Here is a 17,067-nt window from a genome sequence, read left to right as displayed (position 1 = left end):
CGGGAACCGCGCTCTCTCCAGGTGAAGGCCCGTCCGGGGCCCCCACCCGAGAGGCAGCAGCCATGCGGAACAACACCGAGCCCACCACCGTCGAGCGCGAGCTGGAGCTGAAGCTGGTCCTGTCCCCCGAGCGCTCGGTCCCGGTGCCGGCCCGGCTGGCCTACCGCACGGACGACCCGTACGCCGTGCACATGACCTTCCACATCGGCTCCGACCACCCGGTGAACTGGACCTTCGCCCGTGAACTCCTCGTCGAGGGAGTCTTCCGGGCCTGCGGCCACGGGGACGTGCGGATCTGGCCGACCAAGGTCGACGGGCGCAGCGTCGTCCTGATGGCCCTCTCCTCCCCCGACGGGGACGCGCTCCTGGAGGCACCGTCGGCGCAGGTGTCCGCCTGGCTGGAGCGGACCCTGCGGACGGTGCCGCCGGGCACGGAGTCGGAGCGTCTGGGCATCGACGACGGGCTGGCCGAGCTGCTGGCGACCACGGTGGTCGGCGACGACCTGTGGCTGCGCGACCCGTGGCCGTCGGACGAGTCGCACGACGGCGAGCTGTGAGCCGGTACCGGTGGGCTCAGAAGAGCTTGCCCGGGTTGAGCAGGCCCAGCGGGTCGAAGACGCGCTTGATCTCCCGCTGGATCCCGAGTCCGACCGGCCCGAGCTCGCGGGCCAGCCACTCCTTCTTCAGGACGCCGACGCCGTGTTCGCCGGTGATGGTGCCGCCGAGGGAGAGGCCGAGCGCCATGATCGCGTCGAAGGACTCGCGGGCGCGCCGGGACTCGTCCTCGTCGGTGTGGTCGAAGCAGACGACGGGGTGGGTGTTGCCGTCGCCCGCGTGGGCGCAGACGCCGATGGTGAGGGCGTACTTCTCGGCGATGGCGGTGGTCCCGGCGAGCATCTCGGCGAGCCGGGTGCGGGGGACGCAGACGTCGTCGATCATCGTGGCGGGCCTGAGGGTCTCCAGGGCGGTGAGGGAGAGCCGGCGGGCCTGGAGGAGGAGTTCGGACTCGGCGGCGTCCGCGGCGGGGACGACCTCGGTGGCGCCGGCGGCCGCGCAGATGTCGCCGACGGCGGTGAGGTCGGCGGTCGGGTCGGGCGTGTCGAAGGCGCACAGCAGCAGCGCCTCGGTGGTCTCCGGGAGGCCCATCCTCGCCGTCCGGTTGACGGCCTGGACGGTGGTGCGGTCCATGAGTTCGAGGAGGGACGGGGTGTGGCCGCGCTCCATGATCGCGCAGACGGCGGCGCAGGCGGCGTCCGTGGAGGGGAACTCGGCGGCGAGGACGAGCTGGGCGGGCGGGCGCGGCTTGAGCGCGAGGATCGCCTTGACGACGATGCCGAGGCTGCCCTCGGAGCCGACGAACAGCCGGGTGAGGTCGTATCCGGCGACGCCCTTGGCGGTGCGCCGCCCGGTGGTGAGGAGCCGCCCGTCGGCGAGCACGACCTCCAGGCCGAGGACGTACTCGGCGGTGACGCCGTACTTGACGCAGCACAGCCCGCCGGAGGCGGTGCCGATGTTGCCGCCGATGGTGCAGGACTCCCAGCTGGAGGGGTCCGGCGGGTAGTACAGGCCGTGTTCCTCGACGGCGCGGGACAGCACGGCGTTGACCACGCCCGGTTCGACGACGGCGACGCGGTCGACCGGGTCGATCTCCAGGATGCGGTCCATCTTGACGAGGGAGAGCACGACGCAGCCCTCGGAGGCGTTGGCGCCCCCGGACAGTCCGGTGCGGGCGCCCTGCGGCACGACCGGGACGCGGTGCCCGGTCGCGGTCCGCATGACGTGCTGGACCTGTTCGACGGTGCGCGGCAGCACGACGACCGCGGGGGTGCCCGCGTCGCAGAAGCTCGCCATGTCGTGGGTGTAGGAGGCCGTCACGTCCGGGTCGGTGAGGACGGCGTCGGCGGGGAGCCCGGCGCGGAGTGCCGCGTGGAGCGTCTGAAGATCGTCCATGCTCCCAGCCTGGCACTCGGGGCCAACGGTGTGAACCCGCCGGGGCGGGCGGCCGGTGTGCTCTTCGTACGAGCACGGCCGGGCGCACAGTGAGGCGCATGAGCCCCATGAAGAGCCAGAACGTGTCGCGGGTGGTGCTCGCCTCCGGGGTGGGGGCGGTGCTCGCGGCGACGGCGCTGCTGTACCTGCCGGAGTTCCTGGACCGGGACGCGCCGCGGCCTCCGGGGCCGGCCGAGCGGGCGGCGAGCGCGGCGCACGCGGGGGCGCCGGCGGCGCTGCCGGACCTCGTGGCGCTGATCGGGGAGCGGGAGAGGTGGCTGAGGAGGCACCCGGACGACGCGCCTTCCTGGGCGGTGCTGGGCGCGGCCTATACGGAGCGGGGCACCCGGCTCGGGGACGCGCGGGACCTGCCGCGGGCCGAGCGGGCGCTGAACCGGTCGCTGGCGGAACTGCCGGCGGGACGGGGGAACGTGGACGCGCAGCTGGGGCTCGGGGTTCTCGCGGGGGCGCGCGGGGACTGGAAGGGCGCGAAGGAGTGGGGCGAGCGCGTCAGAAAGGCCTCGCCGCGGCGGTGGAACACGTATCCGCTGCTCATCGACGCGTACAACGGCCTCGGGGACTATCCGGCGGCCCGGAAGGCGATGGAGCGGCTGGAGGAGCTGCGCGGCGGGTCGGTGGTCCGGGGCCGGGCGGCTCAGGTCCACCGGGACCGGGGGTGGCGGGAGGACGCCGACGCCACGGCCCTGGACGCGGCGGCACTGGCGGCGACGGACGCGGAGCGGGCGGCGGCGCACACCCGGCTCGGGCAGTTCGCGTGGGAGCGCGGGGAGCCGGCCGAGGCGCTGGAGCGGTACGGGACGGCGCTGCGGTTCGTCCGGGACCACGCGCCGGCGCTGGCGGGCCGGGCGCGGGCGCTGGCGGCGCTGGGGCGGACCGACGAGGCGCAGCGGGACTGGCGGGACGCGCTGGCCCGGCAGCCGCTGCCGGAGTACGTCCTGGAGTCCGGGGAGCTGGCCGAGGCGCTGGGCCTGAGCGGGGACGCGGGGGCGGCGTACGCGCGCCTGCGGGGCGGGAGCTGGGCCTCGCCGTCGACCGAGGTCGTGCTGGGGCTGCTCGACGCCGACCACGGCGATCCGGCGGTGGCGGTGGCCCGGCTGAAGGCCGCGTGGGCACGGGGCCACCGGTCGGTGGCGGTGGCGGACGCGCTGGGCTGGGCGCTGTACCGGGCGGGCGAGCCGGAGGAGGCGCTGCCGTACGCCCGGCGGGCCACCGACGAGGGGCTGCGCAGCGCCTCGTACACGTACCACCTGGGTGAGATCGAGCGGGCGCTCGGGCGGACGGGGGCGGCCCGGCGGCACCTGGAGGAGGCGCTGCGGATCCACCCGTCCTTCTCGCCGCTGCACGCGCCCCGGGCGGAGGCGGCGCTCGCGCGGCTGGGCGCGCCGGATCCGGACGCGGTCCCGGAGGACGCGCTGTCGGAGGAGGAGCTGGGACGGAGGGCCGCGGAGCGGGCGGCGGCGGAGCGGAAGGCGGAAGCGGAGAGGGAGAAGGCGGGAGCGGAGACGGGGAAGGCGGGGGCCGGGGAGAGGAAGGCGGGTTGACCTCGCGTCCGGGACGGGCCCCGTGCCCCGTCCCGGACGCGGAGGCCGGTTCCGCGACCTGTCGGACTATCGGCGCCGGATCGGGCCGGGGCGTGCGATCGGCGTGCGGCCGGGGCGCCCTTGCGGCGGAGCTGCTCAGGCGCCCCGGCCGGACCGACGGGAACTGCCGGACGGGTCCTAAAGGTTGCCGCGCTTGTCCTGCTCGCGCTCGATGGCCTCGAAGAGCGCCTTGAAGTTGCCCTTGCCGAAGCCCATGGAGCCGTGGCGCTCGATCATCTCGAAGAAGACGGTCGGACGGTCCTGGACCGGCTTGGTGAAGATCTGGAGCAGGTAGCCGTCCTCGTCGCGGTCGGCGAGGATCTTCAGCTCGCGCAGCTCGTCGATCGGCACCCGGGTGTCGCCGACCCACTCGCCGAGGGTGTCGTAGTAGGCGTCCGGGACGGACAGGAACTCGACGCCGGCGGCGCGCATCGCGCGCACGGTGGCGACGATGTCGTTGGTGGCGAGGGCGATGTGCTGGACGCCCGGGCCGTTGTAGAACTCCAGGTACTCGTCGATCTGCGACTTCTTCTTCGCGATCGCCGGCTCGTTGATCGGGAACTTCACCTTCTTGGTGCCGTCCGCGACGACCTTCGACATGAGGGCGGAGTACTCGGTGGCGATGTCGTCGCCGACGAACTCCTTCATGTTGGTGAAGCCCATGACGTCGTTGTAGAACGCCACCCACTCGTTCATCTTCCCGAGCTCGACGTTGCCGACGCAGTGGTCGATCGCCTGGAAGGTGCGCTTGGCCGGCGGCTCGACCATCGGGGCGGCGGCGGTGTAGCCGGGGAGGTACGGGCCGGTGTAGCCGGAGCGCTCGACCAGGGTGTGGCGGGTCTTGCCGTACGTGGCGATGGCGGCGAGGACGACGGTGCCGTGCTCGTCCTTCAGCTCGTACGGCTCGACGAGGCCGGTGGCGCCCTGCGCGACGGCGTGGGCGTAGGCGGCGCGGGCGTCGGGGACCTCGATGGCGAGGTCGATGACGCCGTCGCCGTGCTCGGCGACGTGCTCGTCGAGGAACCGGCCCCAGTCGGTGGTCGCCTTGATGACGGAGGTGAACACGAAACGGGCGTTGCCGTTGGTGAGGACGTAACTGGCGGTCTCGCGGCTGCCGTTCTCCGGTCCGGAGTAGGCGACCAGCTTCATGCCGAAGGCCGTGGAGTAGTAGTGCGCGGCCTGCTTGGCGTTGCCGACGGCGAAGACGACCGCGTCCATGCCCTTCACCGGGAAGGGGTCGGCCTCACGCGCGGTGGAAGGGGTGTGGTCAAGGGTCTCAGTCATGGGAAGAGGGTCCCGCCGACCCGCAAGGTGCGCAATAGTTCGCCTCAGGGGTGGGCAATCTGTACAGCGACCAGCGAGTATGGCCGGGCGACTTGTACATCGTGACCATTCGGAGGGTGCTGTGGCGATCGATCATCTGGACGGGCGGCTGATCGTGCTCCTGGCGCGGGAACCGCGGATCGGGGTCCTGGAGGCGTCGCGGCGGCTGGGGGTGGCCCGGGGCACCGTCCAGGCGCGGCTCGACCGGCTCCAGGCGAGCGGGGTGGTCCGCGGTTTCGGCCCGCAGGTGGACCCGGCGGCGCTCGGATATCCGGTGACGGCCTTCGCGACGCTGGAGATCAAGCAGGGCCAGGGCGCGGACGTGCGGGAGCACCTGGCGACGGTGCCGGAGGTGCTGGAGCTGCACACGACGACCGGCCACGGGGACATGCTGTGCCGGCTGGTGGCCCGGTCGAACGCGGACCTCCAGCGGGTGATCGACAAGGTGGTGGCCTTCGAGGGGATCGTGCGGGCGTCGACGGCGATCGTGATGGAGAACGCGGTGCCGCTGCGGATCATCCCGCTGGTGGAGCAGGCGGCGGAGGGCGAGACGGAGTGACCCCCTCCCCCTGACGCAAAGAAGGCGTTGCAAAGAAACCCTTGCAACGCCTTCTTTGCATGTCTACGCTCGGCGCATGCCCGAGCCTGAGAAGGCCCCGCGGAAGGCGCCGAGGAAGCACGAGACCCGCGTGCTCGACCCTCGCTCCCTGCGCGGGCTCGCCCATCCCCTGCGCATCCGGATGCTGCGCCTCCTGCGCCAGTCCGGGCCCGCCACCGCGTCCGGGCTCGCCGAACGCCTCGGCGAGTCCAGCGGGGCCACCAGCTACCACCTGCGCCAGCTCGCCGCGCACGGCTTCGTCGAGGACGACCCGGCCCGAGGCAAGGGCCGGGAGCGCTGGTGGAAGGCGGTCCAGGAGGGCATCAGCTGGGACGAATCCCTCTACCGCGACCCGGACCCCGAGGTACGGGGCGCCGCCGACCTCCTGCTGCACGAGGTGGCCTCCAGCCACACCCGGGAACTGTCCACCTGGATCGCGACCCGCCACGACTGGGACGACGCCTGGTCCGGCGCGGCGGACATGAGCGACTTCGCCGTCCGGCTGCCGCCGGCCGCCCTGCGGGAGCTCTCGGCACGGCTGCACGCCCTCATCGACGAGTACCGCGACGCCCCCGGGGCCGAGGCGCCGGACGCCGCACGCGTACGGCTCCACCTGCACGCGTTTCCGCAGCGCGAGGACTGAGGGGGCCGTGGGGCGGGGTCCCGTGAGGGTGCGACGACCCGCCCGCACCCTCGCGGGACCCGCCACGCCCACCACCCACGGAAGGGACCGCGCGACCATGCACGCCGACATCCACCTCCTCCCGCACCGGACGACCGCCGCCGAGGCCCACCGGAAGGCCGTCGCCGCGTGAGCGCCCGGGAGCGCGGGAAGTCCGAGGAGCGGGACAGGAGGCCCCTGTTCACCGTCCTGACCGCCAACGCGATCTCGATCGCGGGCAATTCGCTCACCCTCATCGGCGTGCCGTGGTTCGCCCTGGAGACCACGGGCTCCCCCGGCAAGGCAGGATTCGTCGCCTTCTGCGCCGCCCTCCCGGTCGTGCTGTCCGCGATCGCCGGCGGACCGGTCGTCGACCGGATCGGGCGGCGGCGGGTCGGCGTCGCCTCCGACGTGGTGTGCGGGCTCGCCCTCGCCGCGATCCCGGTGCTGCACCACTCCGGGCTCCTCCCGTACGGGATGCTGTGCGTGCTCATGGGGATCACCGGGCTCTTCCACGCCCCCGGCGAGACCGCCAGACACGTCCTGCTGCCCGACCTCGCCGAGCGGGCCGGGACGCCGCTGTCCCGGGCCGCGAGCCTGTACGACGCGGTGTCGCGCGGAGCGCGGATGGGCGGCGCGGCGCTCGGCGGCGTGCTGGTGGCGACGGTCGGCGCGGACACGGTGCTCCTCCTCGACGCGGCCACCTTCGGTGTCTCGGCCGTGCTCACGGCCGCCGGACTGCGCCGGTTCGCCGCCGCCGCGCCGCGCCGGGACGGGCCGCCGCTCTCCGCCGCGCGGTACCGCGCGGACCTGCGGGAGGGGTACGCGTACCTCTTCGGGGACCGGCTGATGCTCGGCATCACGCTGATGGTCATGCTCACCAACGGGCTCGCGCTGAGCTGGAGTTCGGTGCTGCTGCCGCTGCACGCCAGGGAGAACCTGGGCGGGCCCGCCGCGCAGGGCCTGCTGGTCGCCGTCTTCGCGGGCTGCGCGCTCACCGGGGCGCTGCTCTACGGGGCGGTGGGGCACCGCTTCCCGCGCCGGGGGGTCTTCACGGTCGGCTTCGTCCTCACCGGCGCCCCGCTGTTCGTGGTGGCGGCGCTGACGGGGACGGTGGCGCCGCTCCTCGTGGTGGCGGTGACGGCGGGACTCGGCGCCGGGGTGCTCAACCCGATCCTGTCGACGGTGATGTACGAGCGGGTGCCGGAGGGGCTGCGCAGCCGGGTGGCCGGCGCCAGTACGGCCGGGGTCCTGATGGCGACGCCGCTGGGCGGTCTGGTGACGGGACTGGTGGTCGAGCGGGCGGGGCTGACGGCGACGCTGCTCGGGGTCGCGGCGCTCTACTTCCTGGTGACGCTCGCCCCGGCGGCCTTCCCCGCCTGGCGCGGCCTGGACGCCGGGTCGGTGACGCCGGAACCGGCGGCTAGCAGGCCGGGACCTTCGACTCCTGCCCCTGCCCCAGGGCCCGCAGGGACGCCACCGCGTCGCTGAGGGTGGAGACGGGCACGAGCCGCATGCCGTCGGGGAGTTCGGCCTCCGCGTCGGAGCACTCGGCCTTCGGCACGAGGAAGACGGTGGCGCCGTCGCGCGCGGCGGCCTGGGTCTTGAGGGAGACGCCGCCGACCGCGCCGACCTTCCCGTCCGGCGCGATCGTGCCCGTACCGGCGATGTTCTCGCCGCCGGTGAGCTCGCCGCCGTCGCCGTCCCCGTCGAGCTTGTCGACGACGCCGAGGGCGAAGAGCAGCCCGGCGCTCGGCCCGCCGACGTCGGCGAGGTGGAGATCCACCTTCACCTGCTTCGGGTCGAGGTCGAGATAGCCGAGGGCGGCGAGGGCGGCGGCGTCCTGGGACTGCTTCATCTGCCCGAGGTTCCGCTTCTCGATCTCGGCGTCGGACTTCCCCGGCGGGTAGACGGAGTCGTGCGGCAGCACCGCCCGGTCCGTGCGGAACCAGGCGTCGGCCACGTCCCCGAGGTCCACGTCGGTGCCGGGGCCGGTGGCGAGGATGGTCGTCATCCGCAGCTGGCCGGTGGTGGGCCGGACCGGGGCGCCGGTGATCGTGATGACCTCCCGGCCCTTGTCCTTCCCGAGGACGTCGGCGGTGGACCCGGGCTGGGCGATGGCGAACGGCAGCGGCGCGAGCCCCGCCACGGCGACCAGCGCCACGACGGGCACGGCGCACGCCGCGAGCACACGGGACCGGGGCATCCGGGAGAGACGGGAGAGCACGCCCCCAATCTACTGGCCCGAGGCCACCGACGGGCGCGGGCCGCCCCGTGACCGAGGAGGGCCGGGCCCGTGCGGTGGCCGGCCGGGCCCGTGCGGTGGCCGGCCGGGCCCGTGCGGTGGCCGGCCGCGCAGCCGTGCCCCGCGCCCGCACTCGTACGCCGTCCCCGCGCTCGTACGCCGTCCCCGCCCTTCGTACGCCCTCCCCCGCCCTCATACGCCGTTTCACCGCCCTCGGGGCCGTCCGGGGCCTTCGGGGGCGTTCATGCCGGGGTCTGGGGGCGGGGTCTGGGGGGTCTGGGCCCCTCCGACGGGCCACGCCACGGCCCGCGGGGCGGGTCGGCTCGGCGGGCGCGGGGCGCAGGCGCGCGGGCCTCGCCGCCCCGTGACAGGCGGAAGGGGCACCCGTGCCGGTACGGATGCCCCCTCCCCGCGTACGGCGCCCCGGTCGTCACCGCAGCGCGTCCGCGACCTCCCGGGCCGCGTCCACGACGCGCGGGCCGACCCGCTCCGGCACGGCGTCCGCCAGCATGACGACGCCGACGCTGCCCTCCACGCCGGTCACCCCGACCAGCGGGGCCGCCGCACCGCTCGCCCCGGCCTCCAGCTCGCCGTGGGTGAGGGTGAAGCCGGGGTCGATCAGGGTGCCCTGGCGGGCGGCGAGGATGGCCCGGCCCGCCGCGCCCCGGTCCAGCGGATGCCGGAAGCCGGCCCGGTAGGCCACGTGGTAGTCCGTCCAGGTGGGCTCGACGACGGCGACGGCGAGCGCCTCCGCCCCGTCGACGAGCGTGAGGTGCGCGGTCGCGCCGATGTCCTCGGCGAGCGAGCGCAGCGCGGGCAGGGCCGCCTCCCGCACCAGCGGGTGGACCTGCCGGCCCAGGCGCAGCACGCCCAGGCCGACGCGGGCCCGGCCGCCGAGGTCGCGGCGGACGAGGGCGTGCTGTTCGAGTGTGGCGAGCAGACGGTAGACCACGGTCCTGTTGACACCGAGTTTGTTGGACAACTCGGTGACCGTCAGGCCGTGGTCGGTGTCGGCGAGCAGCTTGAGGACTCTGAGTCCTCTGTCGAGCGTCTGGGAGGTCTCCGCGGTCACGACGCCCTCTCCTTCGAAAGTGAGTGACGGCGGGCTCTCACGGGGTTCGCGGCGCCGGTCCCGTCGGCGACGCACGTCAGAGGCCGCCGGCAGGAAGGGGTACACCGGCTGCGCTCCGCGGCGGCGCTGCCACGGGGCGATTGCTTTTGAGCCGGGACAGTAGCGACCCGCTCCGCTCAGCGGAAGACCTCGTCCAGAATCCGGGCGCGGGCGACCGGATGCGGACGGTTCAGGACCTTCGTCGGCCCTCCTCGGGACTTTGGCTGACAGATGCGGCTATGTCGTGCCCGTAGCGTGGAGGGTGCCGGATGGCCGTCCGTGGGGGCCGGCCCCGGTGCCGGACCGCTTCGCACGGAACGGCGGAGAGGCCCGTACGACCGCCGTCGTACGGGCCTCTCCCATGACCTGGGCGCGGGTCCCGGGCCGCCCGGGTCACCGCATCCGGGTGGCCCACTCCTGGACCTTCTTGATCCGCTCGCGGATCTGTCCGGCGGTGGCCTCCGCGCTCGGCGGCCCGCCGCAGACCCGCCGCAGCTCGGTGTGGATCACGCCGTGCGGCTTGCCGCTCTGGTGGACGTAGGCGCCGACCATGGTGTTGAGCTGCTTGCGCAGTTCGAGCAGTTCCTTGTGGGAAACGACGGGGCGCCGCTCCGCCGGAAGCTCCAGCAGGTCCGCCTCGCTGTCCGGCCGCTTGCGGCTGTGCGCGATCTGCCGGGCCTGCCGCTTCTGCAGCAGCAGCTGCACCTGGTCGGGTTCGAGCAGGCCCGGGATGCCGAGGTAGTCCTGCTCCTCCTCGCTGCCGGGGTGCGCCTGCATGCCGAACTCGGCGGCGTTGTAGAGGACGCGGTCGAAGACGGCGTCGGACTCCAGCGCCTCGAAGGGCAGCATGTCCTGCTCGCCGGTGTCCTCGTCCTGCTGCTTCTCGGCCTCGGCGAGCTCCTTCTCGGACTCCGCGTACGGGTCCTCCTCGCCGCCCTTCTTCGGCTTGTCGAGCACGTGGTCGCGCTCGACCTCCATCTCGCTGGCGAAGCCGAGGAGGTTCGGGATGGTGGGAAGGAACACGGACGCGGTCTCGCCGCGCCTGCGCGATCGCACGAAGCGGCCGACGGCCTGGGCGAAGAACAGGGGCGTGGAGATGGTCGTCGCGTACACGCCGACGGCGAGGCGGGGCACGTCGACGCCCTCGGACACCATGCGGACGGCGACCATCCAGCGGTCGGTGTTCTCGCTGAACTCGTCGATACGGGCCGAGGCGGCGGCCTCGTCGGAGAGCACGACGGTCGCCCCGGTGCCGGTGATCTCGCGGATCAGCTTGGCGTAGGAGCGGGCCGAGTCCTGGTCGGAGGCGATCACCAGACCGCCCGCGTCCGGGATCGACTTCCGCACCTCGGTGAGGCGCTGGTCGGCGGCGCGGAGCACGTTCGGCATCCAGTCGCCGCGCGGGTCGAGCGCGGTGCGCCAGGCCTGCGAGATCGCGTCCTTGGTCATCGGCTCGCCGAGCCGGGCGGCGATCTCGTCGCCGGCCTTCGTCCGCCAGCGCATGTTGCCGCTGTAGGAGAGGAAGATGACCGGCCGGACGACGCCGTCGCCGAGCGCGTTCCCGTATCCGTAGGTGTAGTCGGCGGAGGAGCGCCGGATGCCGTCGTTCCCCTCCTCGTACGTCACGAAGGGGATCGGGTTGGTGTCGGAGCGGAAGGGCGTGCCGGTGAGGGCGAGCCGCCGCGCGGCGGGCTCGAAGGCCTCCAGGCACGCCTCGCCCCAGGACTTCGAGTCACCGGCGTGGTGGATCTCGTCGAGGATGACGAGGGTCTTGCGCTGCTCGCAGCGGTTGCGGTGGAGCATGGGCCGTACCCCGACGCCGGCGTACGTGATGGCGACGCCGTCGTACTCCTTGCTGAGTGGCCCGGCGCTGTAGTCCGGGTCCAGCTTGATCCCTATCCGCGCCGCGGCCGCCGCCCACTGCTTCTTCAGGTGCTCGGTGGGGGCGACGACCGTGATCTGCTGCACGACGTGGTGGTGCAGCAGCCAGGACGCCAGGGTCAGGGCGAAGGTGGTCTTGCCGGCGCCGGGTGTGGCGACCGCGAGGAAGTCACGGGGCTGCTCCTGGATGTACTTCTCCATCGCGCCCTGCTGCCAGGCTCGCAGCTTGTTGGCGGTGCCCCAGGGAGCACGGCCGGGGAAGGCGGGAGAGAGGTGATGAGAGGAGGTTGCGGTGGTAGTCACGATCTCCGGTCACGGTTCGGCGCTCGTCCAGACGCTCGTCCAGATATGACAACCGGGCCACCTTACCGGCGGGGCGGGCGGAACCTCGATCGAAACGGTGCGGAGGGGCGCCCTTTGCGACCCACCTCACGCCGGTGTCACGCGCCGCGGTCGTCCGTGTCGATCAAGGCGCGCAGGCCGTCCGTGATGACCTCGACGCCGTCGGTCTCACCGGTCGCCACGGCGATGACCAGGCGCTCCGCCGCGTCGATGTCCGGCCGGAGCTGGACGCCGTTCATGGCGAGGAAGGTGACGCAGGACAGCCAGGCCGTCCGCTTGTTCCCGTCGACGAACGGATGGTTCACGGCGAGCGACTGGAGCAGGGCCGCGGCCTTGGTGAGGAGATCGGGATACGCCTCCTGGCCGAACATCGCCGCCGACGGCCGGTGCACGGCGGAGTCCAGCAGCCCCGCGTCCCGGACGACGACCTTCTGGTCGTCGACCGCGTGCTCGGCGACGACCAGGACGTCCTCCGTGGACAGGTAGACGCAGCTCACTTCAGCCGCTCCATCAGCTCGTGCCACTTGGCCGCCTGCTCCATGGCCGTCCGCCGCACGATCGCCTCCTGCGCGGTGCGGGACAGATAGTCGTCGACCGCCCTGAGGAGGAGGGCGTGCATGCTGGTGCCCTCCTGCTCGGCGCGCAGCTTGAGGGCTTCCGTCTGGTCGTCGCGAAGACGCAGGTTCATGGCCATACCAGAACGGTACCAGTCGATGGGGTCAGAGTGGTACCACTCAAGGCGCCGCATGCCCCCGCAGCCGCGTCGCCACCCACGCCCCCGCCGCCGCGACCCCCGCCATCGGCAGGAAGACGGCGGCGAAGGCACCGGGGTGCGAGGCGTCGCCGGCGGTGGCGACCGCGTGCCCGGCCGCGCCCCCGCCCAGCGCGGCGAAGGCCGCGCCTCCCACCGCGAGCAGCAGCACGTTCGAGAGCCCGTCGGAGATCTGGAGCGCCGCCGAGTTCGCCCCGGCCTCCGCCGGCGGCGACAGCTTCAGCAGCAGCACGCTCGTCGAGGCGATCACCACGCCCATGCCGAGGCAGCCGAAGCCCCAGGCGACGGCGACCACCCACACCGGCACGGCGGGCAGCAGCACACTCGGCGCGGCGGCGATCGCGACGGCGACGAGCAGCATGCCGAGCACGACCAGCCGCTCCCGGTACGGCTCCGTCCACGGCCGCGACTGGATCCAGGATCCGAGCGCCCAGGTGAGCCCTCCGGCGGCGAGCGAGAGCCCGGCGAGCGTCGGGCTGAGCCCGCGCTGGGTGACGAGCATCAGCGGCACGAAGGACTCGGCCGCGATGAAGGACCCGGCGGCCACGCCCCGCAGCAGGATCACGGCCGGCAGCCCGCGCGCCGCCCTGACCGTGCCGCGCGGCAGCAGCCCCCGCACGGCCGGCACGAGCAGCGCCGCGCCGACGGCGGCCGGCAGCAGCGACAGCCACCGCAGCTCCTGCCCGGCGTACTGGAGGAGCCCGGCGCCCGCCGAGATCGCGAGGGCCAGCAGGATCCTGCGCCGGTCCCAGGGCGCACGCGGCGCCGACGGGTCGGCGGGCCCGGAGGCGGTCCGGCGGATCGCCGGGAGCGCGAGGGCGAGCGGCAGCACGACCAGCGCCGGGATCCCGACGAAGACCCACCGCCACCCCAGGTGCTCGGTGATCGTCCCGGAGGCGAGCGGCCCGACCACGGACGGCACGACCCAGGCCGCCGCGAAGGCCGCCATGATCGCGGGCCGCAGACGCTCCTCGTACGCCCGGCTGACGACCACGTACAGCGCGACGATCACCAGCCCGCCGCCGAGCCCCTGCACGGCCCGGCCGAGGATGAACACCCCCATCACCCCCGCCGTCCCGGACAGCACCAGCCCGGCCGCGAACGCGCCCATCCCGGCCGTCAGCGGCACGAGCGGCCCGTTCCGGTCGGACCACTGCCCGGCCATGACCATCCCGAAGAGGCTGGTCGTGAAGTACGCGGAGAACGCGAACGCGTACACCGACACGCCGTTCAGCTCCCGCGCCGCCACCGGCATCGCCGTCCCGACCGCCGTCGCCTCGAACGCGACGAGCAGCACGACGGAGACGATCCCGATGCTGAGCGCGCGATGCGCCCCGTCCAGGACGGAGCCTCGGGGCAGGTCGTCGGCGGGGCCGTCGGCGGATATGGGCCCGGCGCCGGTGCCGGCCTCACGGGGTTCAAGGGCGCTCATTCCCACAGGGTAAGGGCCGTAGCCCTGGATGACCCCTGTCGCGGGACGGATGCGCGCTTCCCCCTTTGGTCCTACGCCTCCCCTACTCGGGCAGCGCCTTGAAGACGGGCTTCTCGCTCAGGCCGGCGTCGTTCTCGCAACGGAGCTCGCGGACGAGGGCGAGGGTGGTGGAGTGGAGGATGGTGAGGTTCGCTTCGCGGATGGGGAGGGTGTCGGGGAGCTTGGAGCGGTCGACGTCGAGCCTCCCCCGGATGCGGGCGGGACGCTCGGCGGACCCCTTGAGCAGGGGGCTGACACACCTGACGAAGAGGTACGCCTTCCTCGGGCCGGACCGCGCCTCGACGCCCATGTTGTAGGGGTGGAGTGCTCGGGGCCGGGCGTCCCCAAAGAGTTCGTCCTCCTCGTAGAAGCCGAACCCTATGTCGACGCTCTCGGTTCCCGCACCGAGGGGAAGATCGGCCCGGCACAGGTCACGGTAGGGCGTCCCCCGCCGCGGCTTCGTGTAGTCCTCGACCAGCTTGCCCGTGACGCGGTCCAGTCCACCCTTCGGATCATGCGAGAACGTCTTCGTCCGCAGTACGGTCTCCAGAGCACGCGCCGCATCCGCCGACAGCGTGTCGTCGCACTGCCGCTCGGCCGTGACCCGCTCCGGCTCAGGGGGTTCTTCGCCACAGCCGGTGGCGAGGAGACACACGGCCATTCCGGAGACGGAGATGGCGCCCTGCCACGTCCTCCGCATGGCGATCACCCTGTCTCCGGTCCGTTGCCGAACTGCCCGGCAAACCGATTGCCTGCTCCGTAGCCGCCGTCCACGGCGCCGATGAGGTCGTCCCTGAATCCACTGCTCACCTGATCCCCGCGCACGTCGATGAAGTGCTTCACCGGGGACTCCGCACTGTGCAGGCCGTCCAGATAGACAGCTGCCTTCTCTCCATCGACCTTGTCCTCCGTGGCCTTCTTGTTCTCCTCGACGGACTTCTCGGACCAGTCACCGACCACCACGCTCGCCAGGGTCTCCATCGCGCCGGAGCCGGTGTCGACCGCTAGCGGGACGAGGATCGCGGCAGCGCCCGCCGCCGCGGCGGTGGCAGGCACGAAGGCGACACCCGCCGCGATGGCTGCGGTGGCTCCGAACTGCACCCACGCGCCGCGCTCTTCCTGCGCCTTCTCGTAGTCCTCCTGAAGCTTCTCCCCCTCGGCCACGATCTGCGCCGCACGGGACTCGTCCAGCAAGCCCTGGACCTTGGCCCCGGTTCGCGCGGCCTCACAGGCACGCCCCTCGTCGATCCGCCCGTCGGAGCCGACCTGCGCCTCCAACAGGCTCGCCGTGTAGAGGCGGTCCGCCGTGGTCATCGACGCGTACGCGTCGGGGTGCTGCCCCAGGACAGTCAGGAACTTCGTCGCGCTGTCCCTCCCGAACTCCGGGTGAAGAGCTGCGATGTCAGCGGCGTCCCTCAACGACTTGCCTTCGGTGGCGGGCGCGTAGACGGAATGCGCATCGCCCTCGGTGAGTGCCCAACTGAGGTCGTCGATGTACCCCGCGCCCATATTGCCCAGGCTGTCCGCCAGAGCCGACTGGTGCTTCTTGACGAACTCGGCGTCGCTGTACTTCTCCACGACAGCTGACATGATCCCGGCCGTCGTCGCGTCCCTGTTCAGCCCCGCACTCGAATCGTCCCAGGCGTGCCCCAGCGTCGCCGCCTCCAGGGCATGCCCCAGGGCGTCGGGCATGTAGTCCTTGGTCTCGGAGCCGTCCTCCCCCGGGCTGTTGTCCGCGAAGGACGCGTACTTCTCGTCGGCGAAGTAGTCCAAGTACTTGTCGACGGCGTTGCCGCCCTCGTCCTTCCCCAGATCCAGCGTCCCGCCCACCCTCCCGTCCCGCTCGTACGCCGTGGGTTCGGCCGAAAAGAACTGCTTGGCCGCCTCCGGGCTGTGGCCGAGCGCCTCCAGCACCGGGATCACCGGGTCGTAGCCGTGCCCGTTCGTGCCGGAGGGGTTGTACGTGCCGTCGGAGCGCGGGCCCAGCAGCGTGCGGTCGGGCTTGAAGAGGTCGGGTTCCTTCTGGTGGAGCTGGGTGACGTGCTCGGCGATCGGGACGAGGAACTTGGGGTGGTAGTCGCCGTACCGGAGGAGCCCGCCGAGCAGCTGGTAGCCGTACGGGCCGGTGCCGTCGGGCCGTGAGGGGAGCGGGACGCGCTCGGTGCCGAGCCTGCGCAGCTCGGCGGACCACTCCTTGGCCCATCCCTCGTCCCCGCGCGTGGCGTTGGCGAGGTTGAGGCCCAGGTTCTTCTGGAGGGCCCGGACGTCCGCCAGGCGCTCCTCGTCCCGTGCCGTCGAGCCCTGTCCTCCGGTGTCGGACGCCAGCTCGCCGAAGAACTCCAGCGCTCCCCTGGTGCCGAGCCGGTCGTAGAAGCTCCGGGAGAACTCCCCCGCCGTCCGGTTGTCGGCGAGCAGTTCGTTGAGCCGCTCCAGCTCCGCGTGGGTGAGGTCCCGGCCCTTCCGGGCGAGTTCGGCGGCCCGGGCGGCCTCCTCGGCGTCGAGGCTCGTGTACTTCGGGGCGCTGAAGTTGTGGGCGTCACCGGTGATGTCGGCGCGCAGCGCGTTCGCGCAGGCCACGTCGGCGTCGTCGCAGCTCTCCACGATCGCGTCGATCCGTCGCTTCATGGCGGCCACCTCGGCCTCCTCCTTGCGGAGGGCCGGTTCGAAGGCCGGGTCGTGGCGGGCGGCGGTGTTCTCGGCGATCGGCCGGCGGGCTTCGACGGTCCCGTCGGCCTTCACCACGAGCCCTCGGGCGGGGGCTTCGACCTCCGTGATCTTCTTCAGCTCGCCCTGGGCCCTTTTGAAGGCGCCGTGGCCGTCCTCCAGGATCCTGCGGATGCCGTCCGCCGCCTGGGCCGCGTCTCTGAACTCCTTCGTGGTCTTGTCGATGAAGGGCTTCGTGACCTCGGCGTTCAGGCCGCGCCAGTCCTCCGCCCTGGCCTGCGCGGCCATCGTCAGGCGGGCGTCCTCGGCCAGTTCATCCAGTTTGCGCTTCATCTCGGCCCAGCGGTCGGCCGCGTCCTTCAGCCGGCCGAGGGGGGCCTGGAGCACGTTGTCGAAGGTGAGCACCGTC

16 protein-coding genes are annotated in these 17,067 nt (G+C 73.0%); 6 read left to right on the top strand and 10 right to left on the bottom strand.

Annotated elements, in window-relative coordinates; translation table 11 throughout:
- Positions 1-62: 62 nt before the first annotated feature.
- The gene (locus ACF1BN_RS04185; RefSeq protein ID WP_392330041.1) at positions 63-557 is read left to right on the top strand and encodes an SsgA family sporulation/cell division regulator; all 495 of its coding nucleotides are present in this window, start codon (positions 63-65) and stop codon (positions 555-557) included.
- A 16-nt stretch (positions 558-573) separates the two neighbouring features.
- On the opposite strand, the gene ACF1BN_RS04180 is transcribed toward ACF1BN_RS04185, so the two are convergent.
- Positions 574-1,950, bottom strand: a complete 1,377-nt coding sequence (locus ACF1BN_RS04180; protein WP_392330040.1) for an FAD-binding oxidoreductase — start codon at positions 1,948-1,950, stop codon at positions 574-576.
- A gap of 98 nt (positions 1,951-2,048) precedes the next feature.
- Here ACF1BN_RS04180 and ACF1BN_RS04175 point away from each other — a divergent pair, with 98 nt between their 5' ends.
- On the top strand, positions 2,049-3,551 hold the full coding sequence (locus ACF1BN_RS04175) for a tetratricopeptide repeat protein (RefSeq protein ID WP_392330039.1): 1,503 nt from the start codon (positions 2,049-2,051) through the stop codon (positions 3,549-3,551).
- Positions 3,552-3,728: 177 nt separating this feature from the next.
- On the opposite strand, the gene hppD is transcribed toward ACF1BN_RS04175, so the two are convergent.
- A complete protein-coding gene (gene hppD / locus ACF1BN_RS04170) occupies positions 3,729-4,874 on the bottom strand; it encodes a 4-hydroxyphenylpyruvate dioxygenase (protein WP_389159950.1) in 1,146 nt (381 codons plus the stop codon).
- A 121-nt stretch (positions 4,875-4,995) separates the two neighbouring features.
- Here hppD and ACF1BN_RS04165 point away from each other — a divergent pair, with 121 nt between their 5' ends.
- From ACF1BN_RS04165 to ACF1BN_RS04150, 4 genes are all read left to right on the top strand, one after another.
- On the top strand, positions 4,996-5,472 hold the full coding sequence (locus ACF1BN_RS04165; RefSeq protein WP_392330038.1) for an Lrp/AsnC family transcriptional regulator: 477 nt from the start codon (positions 4,996-4,998) through the stop codon (positions 5,470-5,472).
- A gap of 76 nt (positions 5,473-5,548) precedes the next feature.
- Positions 5,549-6,154: a helix-turn-helix domain-containing protein gene (locus ACF1BN_RS04160; protein ID WP_392330037.1), complete on the top strand. Its 606-nt coding sequence runs from the start codon at positions 5,549-5,551 to the stop codon at positions 6,152-6,154.
- A 28-nt stretch (positions 6,155-6,182) separates the two neighbouring features.
- On the top strand, positions 6,183-6,326 hold the full coding sequence (locus tag ACF1BN_RS04155) for a hypothetical protein (RefSeq protein ID WP_392330036.1): 144 nt from the start codon (positions 6,183-6,185) through the stop codon (positions 6,324-6,326).
- Positions 6,323-7,663 (top strand): MFS transporter, encoded by a 1,341-nt coding sequence (locus ACF1BN_RS04150; protein ID WP_392330035.1) that lies wholly within the window; start codon positions 6,323-6,325, stop codon positions 7,661-7,663. Before ACF1BN_RS04155 ends, ACF1BN_RS04150 begins: the two co-directional genes overlap by 4 nt.
- Here the strand turns inward: ACF1BN_RS04150 and ACF1BN_RS04145 are convergent.
- From ACF1BN_RS04145 to ACF1BN_RS04110, 8 genes are all read right to left on the bottom strand, one after another.
- Positions 7,596-8,378: a S16 family serine protease gene (locus tag ACF1BN_RS04145; RefSeq protein WP_392330473.1), complete on the bottom strand. Its 783-nt coding sequence runs from the start codon at positions 8,376-8,378 to the stop codon at positions 7,596-7,598. The genes ACF1BN_RS04150 and ACF1BN_RS04145 overlap by 68 nt on opposite strands.
- A gap of 469 nt (positions 8,379-8,847) precedes the next feature.
- The gene (locus ACF1BN_RS04140) at positions 8,848-9,489 is read right to left on the bottom strand and encodes an IclR family transcriptional regulator (protein ID WP_376599112.1); all 642 of its coding nucleotides are present in this window, start codon (positions 9,487-9,489) and stop codon (positions 8,848-8,850) included.
- Between the two features lie 432 nt (positions 9,490-9,921).
- A complete protein-coding gene (locus ACF1BN_RS04135; RefSeq protein WP_392330472.1) occupies positions 9,922-11,715 on the bottom strand; it encodes a DEAD/DEAH box helicase in 1,794 nt (597 codons plus the stop codon).
- Positions 11,716-11,849: 134 nt separating this feature from the next.
- Positions 11,850-12,248, bottom strand: coding sequence for a type II toxin-antitoxin system death-on-curing family toxin (locus tag ACF1BN_RS04130; protein ID WP_392330034.1), 399 nt, complete (start codon positions 12,246-12,248; stop codon positions 11,850-11,852).
- Complete coding sequence (locus ACF1BN_RS04125; protein ID WP_392330033.1) at positions 12,245-12,445, bottom strand: CopG family transcriptional regulator; 201 nt, start codon at positions 12,443-12,445, stop codon at positions 12,245-12,247. The genes ACF1BN_RS04130 and ACF1BN_RS04125 overlap by 4 nt, the downstream gene beginning before the upstream one ends.
- 40 nt (positions 12,446-12,485) lie before the next feature.
- A complete protein-coding gene (locus tag ACF1BN_RS04120) occupies positions 12,486-13,955 on the bottom strand; it encodes an MFS transporter (protein ID WP_392330032.1) in 1,470 nt (489 codons plus the stop codon).
- An 82-nt stretch (positions 13,956-14,037) separates the two neighbouring features.
- Complete coding sequence (locus ACF1BN_RS04115) at positions 14,038-14,694, bottom strand: hypothetical protein (protein ID WP_392330031.1); 657 nt, start codon at positions 14,692-14,694, stop codon at positions 14,038-14,040.
- A gap of 5 nt (positions 14,695-14,699) precedes the next feature.
- Complete coding sequence (locus ACF1BN_RS04110; RefSeq protein ID WP_392330030.1) at positions 14,700-17,063, bottom strand: hypothetical protein; 2,364 nt, start codon at positions 17,061-17,063, stop codon at positions 14,700-14,702.
- Positions 17,064-17,067: the final 4 nt, after the last annotated feature.

The sequence above is a fragment of the Streptomyces sp. NPDC014861 genome (assembly GCF_043081625.1).
In the GTDB taxonomy this organism is placed as follows: Bacteria; Actinomycetota; Actinomycetes; order Streptomycetales; family Streptomycetaceae; genus Streptomyces.
This window is presented reverse-complemented; position numbering and strand designations above follow the sequence as displayed.

Excerpts from the sequence above, each read along its gene's own strand:
- ACF1BN_RS04180 (WP_392330040.1), bottom strand. The coding sequence starts at position 1,950 with ATGGACGATCTTCAGACGCTCCACGCGGCACTCCGCGCCGGGCTCCCC.
- ACF1BN_RS04125 (WP_392330033.1), bottom strand. The coding sequence starts at position 12,445 with ATGGCCATGAACCTGCGTCTTCGCGACGACCAGACGGAAGCCCTCAAG.
- ACF1BN_RS04115 (WP_392330031.1), bottom strand. The coding sequence starts at position 14,694 with ATGCGGAGGACGTGGCAGGGCGCCATCTCCGTCTCCGGAATGGCCGTG.
- ACF1BN_RS04145 (WP_392330473.1), bottom strand. The coding sequence starts at position 8,378 with ATGCCCCGGTCCCGTGTGCTCGCGGCGTGCGCCGTGCCCGTCGTGGCG.
- ACF1BN_RS04160 (WP_392330037.1), top strand. The coding sequence starts at position 5,549 with ATGCCCGAGCCTGAGAAGGCCCCGCGGAAGGCGCCGAGGAAGCACGAG.
- ACF1BN_RS04185 (WP_392330041.1), top strand. The coding sequence starts at position 63 with ATGCGGAACAACACCGAGCCCACCACCGTCGAGCGCGAGCTGGAGCTG.
- ACF1BN_RS04120 (WP_392330032.1), bottom strand. The coding sequence starts at position 13,955 with ATGAGCGCCCTTGAACCCCGTGAGGCCGGCACCGGCGCCGGGCCCATA.
- ACF1BN_RS04175 (WP_392330039.1), top strand. The coding sequence starts at position 2,049 with ATGAGCCCCATGAAGAGCCAGAACGTGTCGCGGGTGGTGCTCGCCTCC.
- hppD (WP_389159950.1), bottom strand. The coding sequence starts at position 4,874 with ATGACTGAGACCCTTGACCACACCCCTTCCACCGCGCGTGAGGCCGAC.